A 17,091-nucleotide genomic window follows, 5' to 3' on the forward strand; every position below is an offset into this window, starting at 1 on the left:
CATCTATTCCTCAAAGGCCGCAAAGATCAGGTCGTTCGCCCCCGCTTCCGCACAGGCCTCCATGATCTTCTCATTCGCGCCGTATTTCACCTGCTTGTCCGCCCGGATGACGATCCGCAGCTCCGGGTCCGCCTCGATCTCCGACCTCAACCGGTCGGTGAGCTCTTCCAGTGCAACCAGATCCGAGGCCGGTCCAATGAACATCTCATCGTCTGCATTCACCGTGATCGCAAAACGACCCGTTTCGTCTTCCGGAACCTTCGCGTAAACCGCCGAAGGCACTTCAATCGGAACCTTGTCGATCTTGATCACCGCTGAAGCCACCAGAAAAAAGATCAGCAGAAGAAACACCAGATCGATCATGGGCGACATGTCGACGGCAACTTCATCGTCATTTCTTTTGGCATGAATTTTCATGGTTCTTTCCCGTCAGAAGGCTCAGACACTATTCATCACCCATTTGTTCAAGCGCTTCCACATCCATAAACGTCAGCGGTTTCTCTCCGGTTTCGAGAGCATCGAACAGGTAGCTGAGGTTACGGCCGAGGGTGGCCAGGGTTTTGTCGAAACGCTTTTTGAAGTAGAAGAAGAAGGCCATCGCCGGAATCGCGATGATCAGTCCGGTCGCGGTGGTGATCAGAGCCTCACCGATGTTCCCGGCGAGCACTTCCGGTTTACCCATTCCCTGTGTTCCCATGGTCTGGAAGGCCTTGATCATACCCATAACGGTACCGAGCAGCCCGAGCATCGGGGATGTTGCACCGATGATGGAGAGATAGTCGATCGGTTTCATCAGCTGGGTCATCTGTTCAACCGAGGCTTCTTCAACCGCTTCATGTACTTTATCAAAGCTGACTTCACCTTTCATGCAGCGCTCAAGTCCGGCGGCAAAGGTGTTGGTGAACATGGAGGGATGCTTGCGGCAGTAGATCAGCGCATGACGAACCTTCTTGGAGAGCATCATCTCGAGAAGCTCCGGAAGCATTTCAGTGTGCAGCAGGGTCTTTTCACGCAGGGAGAAAAAGTTCTGCACGATGAAGGTCACCATCGCAAAGGAGAGGATCCCCAGAGGAATCATGGTGATACCACCGGTTTTGATCAACTGCCACAGCGTGGCGTTCTCGGTCGTCAGCGCCGCAGCTTCCGGAGCCGCCTCCTGCCCAAAGACCACCCCTGCCGCTCCAAGCAGCACCATGATTGCAATTCCTGTCTTCTTCATCGTTTCCTCCATTCTCATTCCGCCTGTACGGACTCTTCTTCGGTTAACCGGTTGATCTCTTCCAGAAGCTTCTGCGCTTCTGTTGCAAATTCAGTTTCTGGGTAAAGCAATGTAATCTGACGAGCCGTAACTTCTGCGGACGTCAACGCCCCCTGCTTCAGATACAGCTCAGCACTCAGCACCTCACTTTTTGCAAGCCACTCTTCTTCCTGAGGATTCAGCGCAATACCTTTGCCCACTTCTTCGATTGCGGCAGCCACATCGTTTTGATCTCTCAAAAGAACGGCTTTTTTATAGTGCGCTGCAACGGCAGGCTCTTCATCTGCTGCCCAAGTCAATGCAAACGCTGTCAGCACAATGCAGAAAAGTATATGTTTCATGATTAGAGTTCCTCCGATTCGACAGTAACCGTCAGGTTGGTTTGAATTCCGGCAGCCATTTTTTCATTAATCTCACGGACTTCAGCCGGTCCGAGAGCCTGACGAGCCACGTCGGCCTGAGGCAGCTCATTCACATATTTGTCGTAAAGCATTGCACGATATGTATTTCTCATATCGACATCTCGTCCCAGTTTCTGCAGGCAGCGTGCACTTGCCAGATATCCTTCGGCAGCCCAGTACCCGCCTGCATGACCTTTATACATGAAATAGGTTCTCTGGTACCACGCAAAGGCTTTTTTAAGATTACCGGCTTTTTCTTCCGTTTCTCCCAGGTAATAACAAGCCTCGGCATACGGTTCACCCCTCCACGCACGAATTGTCAGAATCATTTTAAAGGACTCACGAGCTGTGTCCGTATTGCCCTGCTCGAGCTCAATGCGACCTTTCATTACCTGAGCCCATGCTGTATCTACATCAACTCCGTAAAGTCCCTGTGCGTCCGAGACAATCTTCAGGGCCTCGTCATAGCTTCCTTTTTCAAACAGATCGTACGCGCGCAGTTTGTAGGCGGCCCGCATATATTCAGATTCTTCAAACTGATCCATGAATATTTTCAGAATTTCTTCGGCTCGGGAATAGTCTTCGTTAGCAAATGAAGCATCACAAATAACGGCCAGAACCGGTGGCGGAGCCCCGTTTAAAGTTTCCAGCTCATTGATCAGAGTGTCGCCAAGCTCGATTTTTTTATCATCCATTTCTGCCAGCATGACTCGGAGTCGTAATTGCAGTGTGGGATTTTCAGACGATGCCAGTGCTGATTCCAGACGTTTTCTCAACTGATCCTGATCGTCCTGCTCCAGTCGGCGAGCCGTGTTCATCAGTTCAGAAATAATCAAGTCCACGCCATCCTGCCGAACATCATCACCATATTTTAAAATAGTATCCAGATAGGCATCAATAGCTTCACCGACCAACCCCTGCTCCAGCTTTATTTTTCCAAGCCAGTATGCGGCTTTGGCCACATCGGCTTCTTCGCCGTACGTATCCAGATAATTATTGACCAGCTCAATAATCTCATCATTTTTACTGTCCAGCTCATATACGGCGGCCATCTGGAACGTTGCATACGTTGCCTGGGCAACTTTTTTGGCAGTTCTGATTGCTTCACGGTAATCGCTCACCGCATCTTTCAAATTGCCTTCATAATCCTGAGACGCCCGAATATCTCCGCGCATGCTGCAGGCATCGGGATAAACTGCTGAGGCAGGATACGTATCAATTACATAGGTGAAACGTTCGTTTGCCTCTTCATATTTTTCCTGCCCAAAGAGGCAGATTCCGCCCTGGAACCATGCTGAAGAAACCCAGTTCCCCTTAGGGAAATGCCCCAGATAGTACTCAAATTCATCATACGCGAGTGAATAATTCTGAAGGAACATCTGCGTCATAGCGTGCCAGTACCGCACGTTGTCTTCCTGATGAGATTTTGGGAATTTATCAAGAACCAGATCAAAGCCCTGCAGAGCATCTTTATAATTCAGGAGCATCAGGTCTGCAATTGCCTGCATATAGTATAGCTCGCACCCGTATTGTTCCGCCATCAGCTTATCCGCTGCAGGCAGGCTGTCTGCGGAGGTAAATCCTTCCAGATAAGGACGTAGCTCCTTGATCTTTTTGAATTTTTCCTGTTTCTGATACGCAGCGGTTAAATAGTACGCCACCTGACGGGGCATCGTGCCATCCTTGTGCTCATCCAGAAAAGCAAAACACCGTTTTTCCATACGATCATACAGCTCCAGCTTGGAGAGAACCTGGATTGCATCACAGAATGCTCTTGAACCTCGCTCTCCGTCTGGATCGCGAGATGTCGTGAGATCAAATGCCCCCAGAGCTTCCCATGGACGACCGCATTCATAATAGAGTTGGCCTACGCGATAGACCACATCATCCTCATACGGAGGCAGAGAAAGCAGTGTTCCAATGGACTCTTCGAGTTCGGCAAGCCCCGGCGGCATCTCAATTCCCAAAGCTTGCGGCGCGCCCTCTCCTTCAAAAGAGGCTTCCGCATATTTGTATCCAAGGAGACTTTCCACCTTACCATTATCATTGGTGGATAAAGCGATCTGCATTTCGCGCATGCCGGAATTTCGGCGTAATTCGTTTGCTTTCTCTAAATGGAAGTCCGCCAGCGCACGACGAGGAAGAATCATGCGATAAAGCATTAAGGCGCTGTCGTATTCGGCCACATTGAACAGAGCAGAAGCGGCATTCATCATGGCCATATTTACACGAATATCATACCGCACATCTGTGTTTGCCAGATCTACAATCTGCTTCCGAACCTGATCATATTCACCCAGATTACTGAGCGCAGTGACCAGTTTCATAATCGCATACCCGCGCCGTGGCATTTTGTCTGCGTTTTCAATCACATACTCATAAGGATCAACGCACAACTTCCATTTTTTCAACCCGGCATAAGATTCAGCCAGCGTTAAATTAAGCAAGACTTTATCCGGAACTGTATACTCAGGTTCCTCTTGCGGTTTATCAGCAGAAATTTCAGTAAAAAACTCATCTTTGTATTCTTCCGCTTCTTCCTGATAGCGCTTGAGCTGACGTTTTGTCAGCCCCCCCCGATCCTCTTTGTCCAGATCATCAATTTTGACTTCTTCCACCTCTTCTTCTTCTTCAACTTCCGGTGGTGGCGCAAAAGCATTGGTCACTGCAGCAATGCTTTTTTCATAATTCTTAGATTCAAAATAGCTGACCGCCAGCGATTTGAGTACTTCGCGACGGCGATAAATCGGCTTGGAATTCATGTACTGTTCAAAATAGGTCTGGGCCTGTTCTGAATCGCCAATTAAAATTCCGGTTTTTCCAAGCTTGAAACGCACATCCTGCATCAAAGCGAGAACCCGTTTGTCATCGGATTCTTTCATGCGCTCCAGATAATCTTTCAGATAGGGTACTGCAGCAGTGTAGTTCTGTTGCTTCATGAGCAGACCGGCTTCGGACAGCAGACCGCTGGCACTCATTTCAGAGCGAATCTCTTCGGGAGACTTTTGCTCAACAATTTCTCTGGCCATTGCAGATGTGCTCAGCAACAGAATTGCCCCTGCCCGAATCAGGATTCGATGTTGGAAGACGTGACATCTCATTGCTTTTATCATCTCAGTCCTTCTCTATTAGCTACCCCAGACACTAGAAACTCCTATTCGCAAACTTAGCAAATAATGCTAAACAACAGTAAAGCAAACTTCAACCCATATATCCAAAATGTTTGTTCTGGAACTCTTCCGCGACAGCCCCGAAGCATGGGACCCTCCACACTAACCCAAGCCCCACGTCTTTGAAAGAAAACTCGCCTGATCGACCAGAATATCGATGTAAACAACCTCCATCTCTACGGACTCTTCGTCCTGTCTGCGAATCCATTCAGACATCCATCCAAAACGAATCGTTGCCATCAATCCGGTCAGTTCGTTCCATGATTGATGATCGCCAAATCCGGACTCTTTCAACCGACCAACCAACCGAACCGCAGGCTCTCTGATCAGGTTGTCCGGATCATCAAAACCGATGCACCCGAGCAGCAGCGCCACATCGTACAGTTCCGGTTTGATCCCGCAAAACTCCCAGTCGATCACTGACCGAATATGACCTTCCCCCCACACGATGTTCAACGGGTGAAAATCCCCGTGACAAAAAGCCGTCGGCAACGAATCATGCACAGAAAAGAATCCATTCCGAAGCCTGCCGAATACTGGAGACAGAGCTTCCGCAAGCTTAGGGTACCTGCTGCCCCATGCTTTCATTCTCTTTGCCGTATAATCAGGCATGGAAAAGAACGACGCCGACTGCAATCCGGAACATTTCTGAAGCCGGATTAGAAATTCAGCCATTGCCTCAAGCCGCCACGGTTCATTAAGCCAGGTTTCGCGATCCAGCGGCATTCCCTCAACATAGGGCCGAACCATCCAGTTATGATTTCCAAATGTTTGGAAAAACTGTTTTTCGACCGACCTGCACCAGGGATGAACAGAATGAATATGCTTCGACAGACAAGTGATATTTTCAGCAACCTGTTGTTTGCGGTCCAGGTTATCCGGCTCAATCTGCTCCAGAATCCAAAACTTTCCCTTTTCATCTCGAACCACGGTTCGCATTGCAGTCCGTTCCGGGCTTCCAGCAATTGCTAAATCCTGTTTCCTTTCAGCAAATCCAATCCCCCAGGCCTTCAGCAGTTCGGTATATGCCGAATCTGTCATAGAAGCCTTCCTGCTTTGTCCTTTAATAGACCACGGATGGGCTCGGACTGTTCAAACACCAAGCCGGCTTTGTTGAATTCCAGAATGCGAATTCCGTGCAGGTCTGGTTTCAAATAGACGGCTGGAGGATCACGCCGAAGCTGTTCGGAAATCAACGCAGACTGCACAATATCGAAACTGCCGAGCATCGCATCAAAAAAATCCGGTCGTTTATTCGGCATCTCCAAAGATCCGCTCACATCAACAGCAATAACTGCATCGCATTCCTGTTTTAGCAGATTATACGGCAGCGGATTTACCAGCCCGCCATCTACCAGCACCTTTCCTTCGCGTTCCACAGGAGCAAAAAAGCCGGGAATCGCCATGCTGGCGCGCACTGCAGAAAGAAGATCTCCGGAAGAAAAAACCACTTCTTGTCCGGAGGTGTAATCGGTCGTCGAGACATGAAGTGGAATCTGCAATTCCTCAAAAGCGCTGCAGTCCATTGATTCTGACAGAAATCGGACAAACTTTTCTCCTTTAACCAGCGAACCGCGCTGAAAAGACGGATCAATCAGTCCAATCCATCTCAAGATGTCTTTTCGGGTAAACACATCTGAAACCTTTTCAACATTTCGCAGCAGCAACCGATCAACCAGATCACGGATTTCCAATCCCGTCAGGCCGGAAGCATACAGCGCCCCCATAATTGATCCGATGCTTGTCCCGGCAATTGCATGAGGGCGAATCCCAAGTTCATCGAGGGTTTCCAGCACATGGATATGCGCCAACCCGCGCGCGCCACCCCCGCCCAGCGCAAGCCCGATCTTTTTAGGTTTTCTGCGAAACAATCTCATAAGGGTCAGGCCTTGGGTTCATCAATGAGTTTCTGCGGAGCAACAGAATCCAGGTTTAAGAAGAAAAGCGTTATTAAAACAGTTGAATATCCGCCAAGAATCGTTTTGACGAGTTCTGCCACGTTAAACACCCCCATATAACCCAACTCTCCGACATGCCACCAAGGCAACTGTTCAGCCATGGTAAATATAAAAATCGGTAAATTCAGCAAAAACACTGTCATGAAAACATACCACCATCTGTGCCGCACAAGCCTCCAACTATGGAAAAGTGCATCAATTCCCGATTTTTCTCTTAGAATCACAGCATACACTGAAAATAAAAGGGACACGCTGATCCATAAAAACGGCAGCATTAATGCAATTTCCAAAATGGTAAATAATTTCACAGGAACGTCCAAAGCATCTTTGTTAAGCACAAGTAAAATAGCCGGCAGACCGACCAAACTCTGAATAATCGAAACAATCATTTTAACCCATGCCGCTTTAAGAAAGAACCGTCGGATTTTTCTAAAGCATTCAGTCCATTTTACATGATGTCCGGACACGCTCTCTATGGTAATGACCAGAACGGAGAGCATTCCAGCCAAAGACGCAAAAGAGCCCAGGAATTCCGCGAGCTTGAAGGGGGCGTCAAACGCTTTTATTAAAAGCACCTTCAGTGCCTGATCCAAACCGTTGCATAAAAGAAGAATAACAGCCAAAGGAACAAAACAGTGGCAATAGATCCCCCATCCGTCTAAAAACAGGTCTCGAAGACGGTGCTTTTGATTACACAACGCTTGCATCATTCCCCTGCTGTCATAAATTATCCGGATAAAGATATTCTTTTCCTTGATAATTTGTAAGGACGATCGAATCTTTTTTTCGCTGCAAAACAGTGCCTGGATGAAGAACAATTTTTCCACCGCCGCCGGGCGCATCAATACAGAAATTCGGCAGCGCGAGGCCACTCCCCCTTCCTTGCAGTTCCTGCATCAGATCGAGCCCCTTTTGAACCGGTGTGCGGAACGACGACGACCCAAGCACCGGATCGCACTGAAACAGATAGTACGGCTTCACCCGGTTTTCCAACAGTCCGTAAAACAGTTCTGTCAGCGTATCGGCGTCATCATTGATTCCTTTTAAAAGAACTGTCTGCGCGACCATAGGAACGCCTGCTTCTGCCAGCGTGTCAAGCGCCAGGCCAACCTCCTCCGTCAGCTCTGCCGGATGAATAAAATGCAGTTGAAGCCAAATCCGATGTTCCGTCAGGAGACCGGCCAGTTTCGGAGTAATGCGTTCCGGCATCACCGCCGGGACCTTGGATCCAAGCCGAACAGTCCGAATATGGCTGATTTTCCGAACCTTGGAAAAAACAGCGTCGAGTTCGGCATCAGGAAGCGTCAGCGGATCGCCGCCGGAAATCAGCACATCGCGCACGCCTTTCAGGTTTTCCAAGGTTTGGAAAACGTTATCTGAGAGTTTCCACTCATTGGATAAAACATCGTCATGATCCTCTGAATTCTCAAAGGTCTGGAACCCCGGACCAACCAATCGACCGCGCGTGCAATACTGGCAATAGACCGCACATTTGAGCGTTGCAAGCAGAAGAACTTTATCCGGATATGTATGTATGAGCCCGGGGCACACTCTATGCTTTTCTTCTCCTAAAGGATCTGCCAGCTCGCCGGACAAAGGGGCTCGGTCGTTGATCGGCAGCACTGTTCGACAAAGCGGATGGTCGTTTCCAAGGGTTTCCAGAAGGTGTTTATAGTACGAAGTCAGCTTACAATTTTGAAACAGATGAGACATAAAGGACACAATATTTAATTTGCAGGGTCACTTCCATTCAAATTATGATCTCAGTCATCCTCAACAGGGCAAAGGAGAGTTGAAATGTATTTTAGCAAAGATAATGCCGTTACCGCCGAGATGATTGCAGAGCGCGCGCTCTTCCACCTGAAATACAGCCGCGGAAAGACACTGCAGGTGGCGACCGATTTTGACAAATTCTGGAGCTTTGCGCATGTGGTGCGTGACCTGGTGATCGATGGGTTTACTGCGACTCAGGAAGAATATCTGCAGAAGGATGTGAAGCGGGTTTATTACCTGTCAATGGAATTTCTGATTGGCAAGCTGCTGGAACGAAACGTTCTGGCTCTGGATATTCTAAAACCCTCCATAGAGGCGCTGAAGAAGCTTGATATTGATCTGAGCACGGTCATTCAGATGGATATCGAAGCCGGACTCGGGAACGGAGGTCTGGGCCGACTTGCCGCCTGCTTCCTCGACTCAATGGCATCAATGGAACTTCCTGCCTATGGATACGGTCTGCGGTATGAGCACGGAATTTTTCGGCAGGAGTTCGAAGACGGCTGGCAGCAGGAACGTCCGGATAACTGGCTGGAACTCGGCTATCCCTGGGAAATGGTTCGCCCGGAGTATACGATGCCCGTTTTTGTTTACGGACGAGTCGAAAACATTTCTGATACCCGTCGCGGCAAGCAGCCGGTCTGGACAGACTGGCAGATGTTCAAAGCGGTCCCTTACGATATTCCAATGATTGGATTCCAGACCAACACCGTCAATATGCTTCGCCTGTGGAGCGCCCGGGCGGATGAAGGGTTCCGTCTCGATGTGTTTAATCAGGGAGATTACGTCCGCGCGGTTGAAGAAAAAAACTGGGCGGAAAATGTGACGAAAGTCCTCTACCCATCCGACAACACACACGCCGGACAGGAACTGCGTCTGATCCAGGAATACTTCCTTGTCAGCTGTTCTGTTCGCGACATTGTTCGTCGCCATGAAAAGAAACATTCAGATCTCCGCGATTTTGCAGAAAAAAATGCGGTACAGATGAATGATACCCACCCGGCACTCGCAGTGGCTGAGTTGATGAGGATTTTCTGTGACGAGTACGAAATGCCTTGGGATAATGCATGGGAAATCACAACAAAGACCTGTGCTTACACCAACCATACCCTGCTCCCGGAAGCCCTGGAAACCTGGCCAGTGGAACTGATCAATCGTGTGCTGCCGCGCCACCTGCAGATTATTTACGAAATCAATCATCGCTTTCTGCAACGGGTGGAAATGGCCCATCCCGGAAACAGCGAACTGATCCAGAAAGTTTCTTTGATTGAAGAAAACGGTCACCGTTCCGTACGAATGGCGAATCTGGCGGTCGTTGGAAGTCATGCGGTTAACGGAGTGGCCGGGCTTCATTCCAAGCTCCTGCGCGAACGCGTAATGCCGGAGATGAGCGAACTGTATCCGAACAAATTCATCAATGTCACCAACGGGATTACCCATCGCCGCTGGCTGCTCAAATGCAATCCGGAACTGTCTGCACTGATCACGGACAAGATCGGCAGCGGCTGGATTCACAACCTGAAAGAGCTGACCAAGCTCGAACCTCTTGCCACAGACAAAGCGTTCCAGAAAGAATTCATGGCCATCAAACGGCGCAACAAAGAAGCGCTTGGAAAGATGATCGAAAACGATCTGCACATTCCGATCCATCCGGATTCTCTGTTCGATGTTCAGGTCAAGCGGCTGCACATGTATAAACGCCAGCTGCTCAGCACGATGTATCTGATTACGCTTTACCAGCGTATCAAGGCTAATCCGAAAATGGACATTCTTCCGCGCACGTTTGTCTTTGCCGCCAAGGCTGCGCCGGGCTATCACCTTGCAAAACGCCTGATTAAACTGATCAACAGCGTTGCTGTTGTAGTCAATCATGATCCGGACGTTGCAGGGCGCCTCAAGGTGGTGTTCCTGCCGGACTACAACGTATCACTTGCTGAAAAAATTATTCCTGCAGCCGATCTGTCCGAACAGATTTCGACCGCAGGAAAAGAAGCATCCGGTACCGGCAATATGAAGCTCTCTCTGAATGGCGCTTTGACCATCGGAACCTGGGACGGTGCCAACATTGAAATCGCCCAGCATGTCGGAGAAGAAAACATCTTCATCTTCGGTCATCGCGAAGAGGAACTGCATGCTCTGGCTCAGAACAGCTACAATCCTTGGACCTACTACGACAACGATCAGGAACTGCAGCATGTCCTCGAAGCGATTCGCGTCAACTCATTTGATCCCAGCCAGCCAGCGCTGTTTATGGATCTGTTCGACGATTTGACCCGGCACGGCGATCCGTTCTTCTATATGGCGGACTACCGCCTTTATCTCGACGCGCAGGAAAAAGTGGAAGCCCTCTTCCGACAGCCGGAAGCCTGGGCGGAAAAATCGATTCTTAACGTCGCACGTATGGGCTGGTTCTCATCCGACCGCACCATCAACGAATACGCCGAAAAAATCTGGGGCATCAAACCAATCAGCATTCCCGACACAGAATGATCCCAACATTCCAGACATTGGAAAATGAGGCTGTGTGCCGCTTCCTTTTTCCAATGTCTGGAAAACAATAAAGGTTTCGCTTCCTTTCTTCATCGATGCGGTTGCTGTCCGCTCGTCATTCAATTACCGGATATTTTTACGTGTTTTAAAATTCAAAAACGACGTTGTTTCCCTTTAAAAACAGCTTTTCATACGCGCCCGGACCTCTGCACAGCAAACGATTCATCTTTTTGCAAAAAAAACCACTTTACAGCTCATAAAAAGCGAGTAAGGTTCGCCGCCCTTCCACAGAAACAGATCTCGGGGGAGATCATCGCTCAACGGGGGCAAGAAATGAAATATGTCATGATTAGCGCAATGACTTTATGCTGCACATTTCATCCTGTGCAGTCTGCCGGACTAAGCAGCTATGATCGCCAGATTGTTGCGTCCTGCATGGTGCTCGAAGCAGGATGCGACGGTGCTGAAGGAATGCAGGCTGTACTCAACGTTATTATAAACCGCGCAGAGGGCTACCTGCATCGCATGGTTCCGGAAACGGTAAAACGCGGATCTTTTTCCTGCATGTCTTCCATCTGGAACTCTCCTTTTCCCAACTATTCCTCATTGCTGTGCCAAGCACAAAATCAACCTGCGGCCTACTCGATTGCACTGCGTCTGATTGAGACCATGGAGAACGGTCAGCTCTGGGACAACACCTACGGAGCCACCCATTACCACACGACGGATATCCGCCCTTACTGGGTTTCGGACATGCACTATCTGACCACTGTCGGCAGTCATTATTTTTACACACACAACATCCCCCGACAAGTCAGTCAAAATTTTTAGACCAGAAGAGTTGAGCCGAACAGAAGCTTTCTGTAAAGTATTCCGTCTTTTTTGGCAAAGAAGGGAAATGCTTTATGGCAGACAACATTCTGGCAATCACGATCGGAGCAATTCTGGTCAACAACTTTGTACTCTCCAAATTCCTTGGAATCTGTCCCTTTTTAGGGGTTTCTAAAAAACTTGAAACAGCTCTCGGAATGTCCGGTGCGGTCATTTTTGTGATGACGCTGGCCTCACTGGTTACCTCAACGATCTATAAATATGTTTTATCCCGGGATCTGGTGATCGGCGACACGACCATCAACCTCAGCTTCCTCAAAATCCTTGTTTTCATCGTGGTGATCGCCTCGCTTGTACAGCTGGTGGAAATTATTCTCCAGAAAATCAGTCCACCGCTCTATCAGGCACTCGGTATTTTCCTGCCGCTGATCACAACCAACTGCGCTGTACTGGGAGCAGCAGAACTGAATGTGCAGGCAGGCCGCGGAGTGATTGAATCCACCGTGTTCGGCTTCTGCTCTGCGCTTGGGTTTTCACTGGCACTGGTTCTGTTTGCCAGTCTCCGTGAAAAACTCGACCTCGCCAAGGTTCCGGTTCCTCTGCAGGGAACGGCCATCGGCCTGATTACTGCCGGAATTCTTGCCATGGTTTTCATGGGTTTTTCCGGCCTCGTTTAATTTCAACCAGAGACTGCTATGACTATTATTTTTGCTGCATTAATCTTTGCTGTCGTGCTCGGAGCGCTGCTTGCCGTCATCATCGGCATTGCCGCTAAAGTGTTTGCTGTTGAGACTGATCCACGCATCGAAACCGTCACGGACATGCTGCCTGGCGCCAACTGCGGCGGATGCGGATTCGCCGGCTGCGCCGATTTCGCCAAAGCCATTGTCGAAAACGGGAACTCTCCGACGCAGTGCCCGGTGGCATCTGCGGAAGACGCAACACGAATCGCTGAATACCTCGGCATCAAAGCCGAAGAAAAAGAAAAAGTGGTTGCCGTGGTCAAGTGCAGCGGAAGCATCGGCGTCACAGTCCGCTCTCCTTATAACGGAGTCGGCGACTGCCGTTCGGCGGTAGTGGTTGCCGGTGGAGCCAAAGGTTGCGATTACGGATGTATCGGCTTTGCCAGCTGCGCCCGAGCCTGTCCGTTTGACGCCATTGAAATGCGTGACGGCCTCGCCGTGGTTCATCCTGACCTCTGCGTCGGCTGCGGCAAATGCGTCGACACCTGCCCGAAAAACCTGATTGAGCTCGTTCCCGCTTCGGTTGATGTGCATATCTACTGCAACTCGCCCGAAAAAGGCGCACTCAAGCGCAAGGTCTGCCAGACCGCCTGCATCGGTTGCCGCAAATGCGCAAAAGCCGCCGACAGCGAAGATCAGATCAACATCAAAGGCTTCCTGCTCGAAGTCAACTACGACAACCCGCCGCTGCCCGATCTCGTCGAAAAAACCGGCTGTCCCACCACGGCGCTTCGCCTCGCCTCCAAACACGCCGCCGGCGGCTACGAAAAAGGAGTTTCCAAATGAGTGATAAACCGCGCAAGTTCAAAGGCGGCGTTCACCCGAACGACAGCAAGGCGCTTTCTGCGGCCAAAGCCGTTCAGGACGCACCACTGCTCGATAGTTATAATGTAATTGTTCACCAGAACATCGGCGCGCCACCGGAAGTGATCGTCAAAAAAGGTGACACGGTCAAAAAAGGAGATCTGCTCGCCAAAGCCTCCGGTTTCGTTTCTGTGCCTCTGCACGCTCCGACCAGCGGAACAGTCAGCGCCCTGGAAAAATGCCCCGGCCCGACCTGCATCAGTGTCCCGTCCATCACTATCACCGCCGACGGCGAAGACGCCTGGGGCGACTGCATGGAGCCGATCAGCGACTGGCAGAACGCCGACCCGGCTGCGCTCAAACAACGCGTCGCGGATGCCGGCATCGTGGGTATGGGCGGAGCGGGCTTTCCATCACACGTCAAACTTTCGCCCAACAAGCCGATCGATACACTGATCCTCAATGGTGCGGAATGTGAACCCTATCTAACGGCGGACCATCGCCTGATGCTCGAAGAAGCCGAAAAGGTGGTTCTTGGCGCAGCGATTCTCGCCCGTATTCTCGGACTCAACGGCGCAACCATCGGCGTTGAAAACAACAAGCCCGATGCCATCGAAGAACTCAATAAGATTGCTGGCAAATATAACGTCAAGGTACAGGGACTGCGCGTCAATTATCCGCAGGGAGCCGAAAAACAGCTCATCTATGCACTCACCGGACGGGAAGTGCCGATTGGCGGTCTGCCGATGGATGCCGGTTGCGTCGTCCAGAACGTCGCTTCCGCCGCAGCTGTGACCGACGCGGTCATTAACGGACGTCCGCTGATCGAACGAATAACAACCGTTACCGGCGAGCCGCTCGTCAACCCCGGCAACTGGCGCTTCCGGCTTGGCACGCCGATTTCCAAAGCACTGGAGCTTGCAGGTGGTATTAAAACGCAGCCCGCGAAACTGCTGCTCGGCGGACCGATGATGGGGTTTGCCCAGAATTCACTCGACGTCACCGTCATGAAAAACACGTCCGGCATTCTTCTGATTCCGGTTGAGACCGCCTCGCAGTATACCTCCGAACCATGCATTCGCTGCGGCCGTTGCGTCGAGGTCTGTCCGATGGATATTCTGCCTGCCACGATCAGTCAGGCAGTGGAAAACGAACGTTTTGACTGGTCGGCACAGCTCAATGTGATGGCCTGTATTGAATGTGGATCGTGCAGTTATGTCTGCCCGTCGCACCGCCCCCTGAACCAGCACTTCAAACGGGCCAAGGCCGAAATCGCCGCAGCCCGCCGCAAGGAACAAAAGAAGTAAGATTATGGCTGAAGAAACAACAACTCCCGCTATTCAACTGCCCGACGCCACCAAACTGGTCGTCAGCAACTCGCCGCACATCCGCGGAAACGAAACCATCTCCAAGGTGATGGTTCAGGTGCTGCTTGCCCTGCTCCCGGCTGCGATTGCCGCCGTCTGGTTTTTCGGACTGGCCGCGCTCAAAGTGATGGTGCTCTGCACCGTCGGCTGCATCGCCGTTGAAGAAATTTGGAATAAATGCACCAAACGCGCAACGACCTGGAAAGACGGCAGCGCGGCCATCACCGGCCTGCTGCTTGCCATGAACCTCTCCTCCGGCACACCGTGGTGGATCTGCATCCTCGGCTGCCTGCTGGCCATCATCCTCGGAAAACAGCTTTTCGGCGGACTCGGCTTCAACCCCTTTAACCCGGCGCTCGTCGCCCGCGTCGCCCTTCTGATCGGCTTTCCGTCACTGATGACTTCATGGGTGGCTCCAACCCCTGGAAATCTGACCGTCTGCGATGCCATGACCGGCGCCACGCCGCTCGGCGCACAGGGTGAAGCGGTTGCTTCACTTGCCGATCTATTCAGCGGCAATGTCGGCGGCTGCCTCGGCGAAACCTCAGCACTGGCCCTGCTGCTCGGCGGCGCGTTCCTGATTGTCCGCAAGCTGATCAAATGGCAGGTCCCCGCCGCTTTCATCGGAACCGTCGTTGTCATCAGCGGTCTGGTGCACGCCATCAATCCGGAAATCACCCAGACGCCGATTTATCACGTTCTCGCCGGCGGCCTTCTGATCGGTGCTTTCTTTATGGCCACAGACATGGTCACGTCTCCAATGACGGCCAAAGGCGCTCTGATTTTCGGCTGTGGTTGCGGACTGATCACCAGCGTCATCCGTATCTGGGGCGGCTATCCGGAAGGCGTCAGTTTTTCCATTCTCTTTATGAATGCCCTTACCCCGCTGATCGACCGCTACACCATTGGCAAACCGTTCGGCTACATTCGTGTTAAGAAGGAGGCTGCGTAACATGAACGGCAACAAAGTCAATATTCCCGTTCTCGCGACTGCTCTGGCACTGATTGCCGGCGTTGCCGCTGCATTGCTCGGCTGGGTTTACCTGCTTACGCAGGAACCGATCGCTGCTGCACTGCAGGCAAAAACCAACACCGCGCTTGGTGAAGTGCTTCCGGAGTTCGATAACCAGCCGGCCGAGGAAACGATTATAAAAGACGGCGTCACGTTTTATGTCGGCAGAAAAGATGGTCAAGTTGTCGGTTTCGCCGGTGAAACCATTACACCCAAAGGTTACAATGGAAACGTTACCGTGCTGGCCGGACTGAAACCGGACGGAACAATCACCACCGTACTCGTTACAAAACAGTCGGAAACTCCCGGACTGGGAACCGTTGTCTGTGAACGCAAACGGGAAAAAACCATCAGCAAAATCATCAAGGGTGTCAAAGAAACCGGCCTGCCTCCGAACGCCATTCTTGATCAGTACAGCGGCATGCAAGCCGCCGCCGGCTCCACGGAATGGACGGTGGAAAAAGACGGGGGGAACTGTGATGCTATCACCGGAGCCACCATTACCAGCCGCGCGGTCTGCGGTGCCGTCTACACGATTGCTGAAACATTTGCAGCCAACCGATCCGAACTGATAACCCAATAACCGATACGGATAACAGATATGAGCCTGTTCAAAGAATTTTCCAAAGGTCTCTTTAAAGAGAATCCCGTCTTCGTCCTGCTGCTCGGCATGTGCCCAACGCTGGCTGTAACGAACAACGCAGTCAACGGACTCGGCATGGGCGTGGCCACGCTGTGCGTGCTGCTCGGAAGCAACATTGTGATTTCTTTGATTCGCAACATTGTTCCCAAAAAGGTGCGCATCCCCTGCTATATCGTCGTGATTGCATCTTTCGTGACGATCGTAGACCTGCTGATGCAGGCTTATGCCCCGCGCTCACTCTACGAAGCGCTTGGAATCTTCATTCCCTTGATCGTGGTGAACTGCATCGTGCTCGGCCGCGCGGAAGCCTTTGCGTCCAAGAATGGAGTTGTTGCTTCGATTTTTGATGCACTCGGCATGGGGCTCGGATTCACAATGGCGCTGTGCATTCTCGGCGGATCACGAGAATTTCTCGCCAGTGGATCTCTGTTTCAGGTCAAACTGATCGAGGGCTGGACCAATGACTTCATGCTGATGGGCCAAGCCCCCGGCGCCTTTATTCTGCTCGGAGTTTTCCTCGGGGTCATCAACTGGAATGCACGCCGCAAAGCGAAAAAAGCCGGCAATGACTGGACTCCGCCCGGACTCGACTGCCGCCAATGCAATCTCTGCGATCTCAACGAAAAATAGGTTTTAGCCTT

Annotated in this window: 16 protein-coding genes; 8 read left to right on the forward strand and 8 right to left on the reverse strand. The window is 51.1% G+C overall.

The window, feature by feature from the left end; all coding sequences use genetic code 11:
- Positions 1 to 3: 3 nt before the first annotated feature.
- The 8 genes from GT409_RS14085 to GT409_RS14120 all read right to left on the reverse strand — a co-directional run bounded on the left by GT409_RS14085 (position 4) and on the right by GT409_RS14120 (position 8,500).
- Positions 4 to 417, reverse strand: coding sequence for an ExbD/TolR family protein (locus GT409_RS14085; RefSeq protein ID WP_160629534.1), 414 nt, complete (start codon positions 415 to 417; stop codon positions 4 to 6).
- Between the two features lie 28 nt (positions 418 to 445).
- Positions 446 to 1,219, reverse strand: coding sequence for a MotA/TolQ/ExbB proton channel family protein (locus tag GT409_RS14090; protein ID WP_160629533.1), 774 nt, complete (start codon positions 1,217 to 1,219; stop codon positions 446 to 448).
- A 14-nt stretch (positions 1,220 to 1,233) separates the two neighbouring features.
- Positions 1,234 to 1,599: a tetratricopeptide repeat protein gene (locus GT409_RS14095; protein ID WP_160629695.1), complete on the reverse strand. Its 366-nt coding sequence runs from the start codon at positions 1,597 to 1,599 to the stop codon at positions 1,234 to 1,236.
- 2 nt (positions 1,600 to 1,601) lie between these two features.
- A complete protein-coding gene (locus tag GT409_RS14100) occupies positions 1,602 to 4,688 on the reverse strand; it encodes a tetratricopeptide repeat protein (protein WP_160629696.1) in 3,087 nt (1,028 codons plus the stop codon).
- A 243-nt stretch (positions 4,689 to 4,931) separates the two neighbouring features.
- Positions 4,932 to 5,870 carry an aminoglycoside phosphotransferase family protein gene (locus GT409_RS14105; protein ID WP_160629697.1) on the reverse strand — a complete coding sequence of 313 codons (939 nt, stop codon included), beginning with the start codon at positions 5,868 to 5,870 and terminating at the stop codon, positions 4,932 to 4,934.
- Entirely contained in the window at positions 5,867 to 6,706 is an 840-nt protein-coding gene (locus GT409_RS14110) for a patatin-like phospholipase family protein (protein ID WP_160629698.1), read from the reverse strand. The genes GT409_RS14105 and GT409_RS14110 overlap by 4 nt, the downstream gene beginning before the upstream one ends.
- Positions 6,707 to 6,711: 5 nt before the next feature.
- Positions 6,712 to 7,497, reverse strand: a complete 786-nt coding sequence (locus GT409_RS14115; RefSeq protein WP_160629699.1) for a hypothetical protein — start codon at positions 7,495 to 7,497, stop codon at positions 6,712 to 6,714.
- Positions 7,498 to 7,507: 10 nt separating this feature from the next.
- Positions 7,508 to 8,500 (reverse strand): KamA family radical SAM protein, encoded by a 993-nt coding sequence (locus tag GT409_RS14120; protein WP_160629700.1) that lies wholly within the window; start codon positions 8,498 to 8,500, stop codon positions 7,508 to 7,510.
- A gap of 84 nt (positions 8,501 to 8,584) precedes the next feature.
- Here GT409_RS14120 and GT409_RS14125 point away from each other — a divergent pair, with 84 nt between their 5' ends.
- The 8 genes from GT409_RS14125 to rsxE all read left to right on the forward strand — a co-directional run bounded on the left by GT409_RS14125 (position 8,585) and on the right by rsxE (position 17,080).
- Positions 8,585 to 11,050, forward strand: coding sequence for a glycogen/starch/alpha-glucan phosphorylase (locus tag GT409_RS14125; protein ID WP_160629701.1), 2,466 nt, complete (start codon positions 8,585 to 8,587; stop codon positions 11,048 to 11,050).
- Between the two features lie 333 nt (positions 11,051 to 11,383).
- On the forward strand, positions 11,384 to 11,881 hold the full coding sequence (locus GT409_RS14130; RefSeq protein WP_160629702.1) for a cell wall hydrolase: 498 nt from the start codon (positions 11,384 to 11,386) through the stop codon (positions 11,879 to 11,881).
- A gap of 74 nt (positions 11,882 to 11,955) precedes the next feature.
- Entirely contained in the window at positions 11,956 to 12,558 is a 603-nt protein-coding gene (locus tag GT409_RS14135; protein WP_160629703.1) for an electron transport complex protein RnfA, read from the forward strand.
- A gap of 18 nt (positions 12,559 to 12,576) precedes the next feature.
- Positions 12,577 to 13,410 (forward strand): RnfABCDGE type electron transport complex subunit B, encoded by an 834-nt coding sequence (locus GT409_RS14140; protein ID WP_160629704.1) that lies wholly within the window; start codon positions 12,577 to 12,579, stop codon positions 13,408 to 13,410.
- The gene (rsxC, locus tag GT409_RS14145) at positions 13,407 to 14,735 is read left to right on the forward strand and encodes an electron transport complex subunit RsxC (protein ID WP_160629705.1); all 1,329 of its coding nucleotides are present in this window, start codon (positions 13,407 to 13,409) and stop codon (positions 14,733 to 14,735) included. Before GT409_RS14140 ends, rsxC begins: the two co-directional genes overlap by 4 nt.
- A gap of 4 nt (positions 14,736 to 14,739) precedes the next feature.
- Entirely contained in the window at positions 14,740 to 15,747 is a 1,008-nt protein-coding gene (locus GT409_RS14150; protein WP_160629706.1) for an RnfABCDGE type electron transport complex subunit D, read from the forward strand.
- A gap of 1 nt (position 15,748) precedes the next feature.
- Positions 15,749 to 16,390, forward strand: coding sequence for an RnfABCDGE type electron transport complex subunit G (locus tag GT409_RS14155; RefSeq protein WP_160629707.1), 642 nt, complete (start codon positions 15,749 to 15,751; stop codon positions 16,388 to 16,390).
- 18 nt (positions 16,391 to 16,408) lie between these two features.
- Positions 16,409 to 17,080, forward strand: coding sequence for an electron transport complex subunit RsxE (gene rsxE / locus GT409_RS14160; protein WP_160629708.1), 672 nt, complete (start codon positions 16,409 to 16,411; stop codon positions 17,078 to 17,080).
- Positions 17,081 to 17,091 lie beyond the last annotated feature (11 nt).

It is taken from the genome of Tichowtungia aerotolerans (genome assembly GCF_009905215.1).
GTDB classification, from domain to species: domain Bacteria; phylum Verrucomicrobiota; class Kiritimatiellia; order Kiritimatiellales; family Tichowtungiaceae; genus Tichowtungia; species Tichowtungia aerotolerans.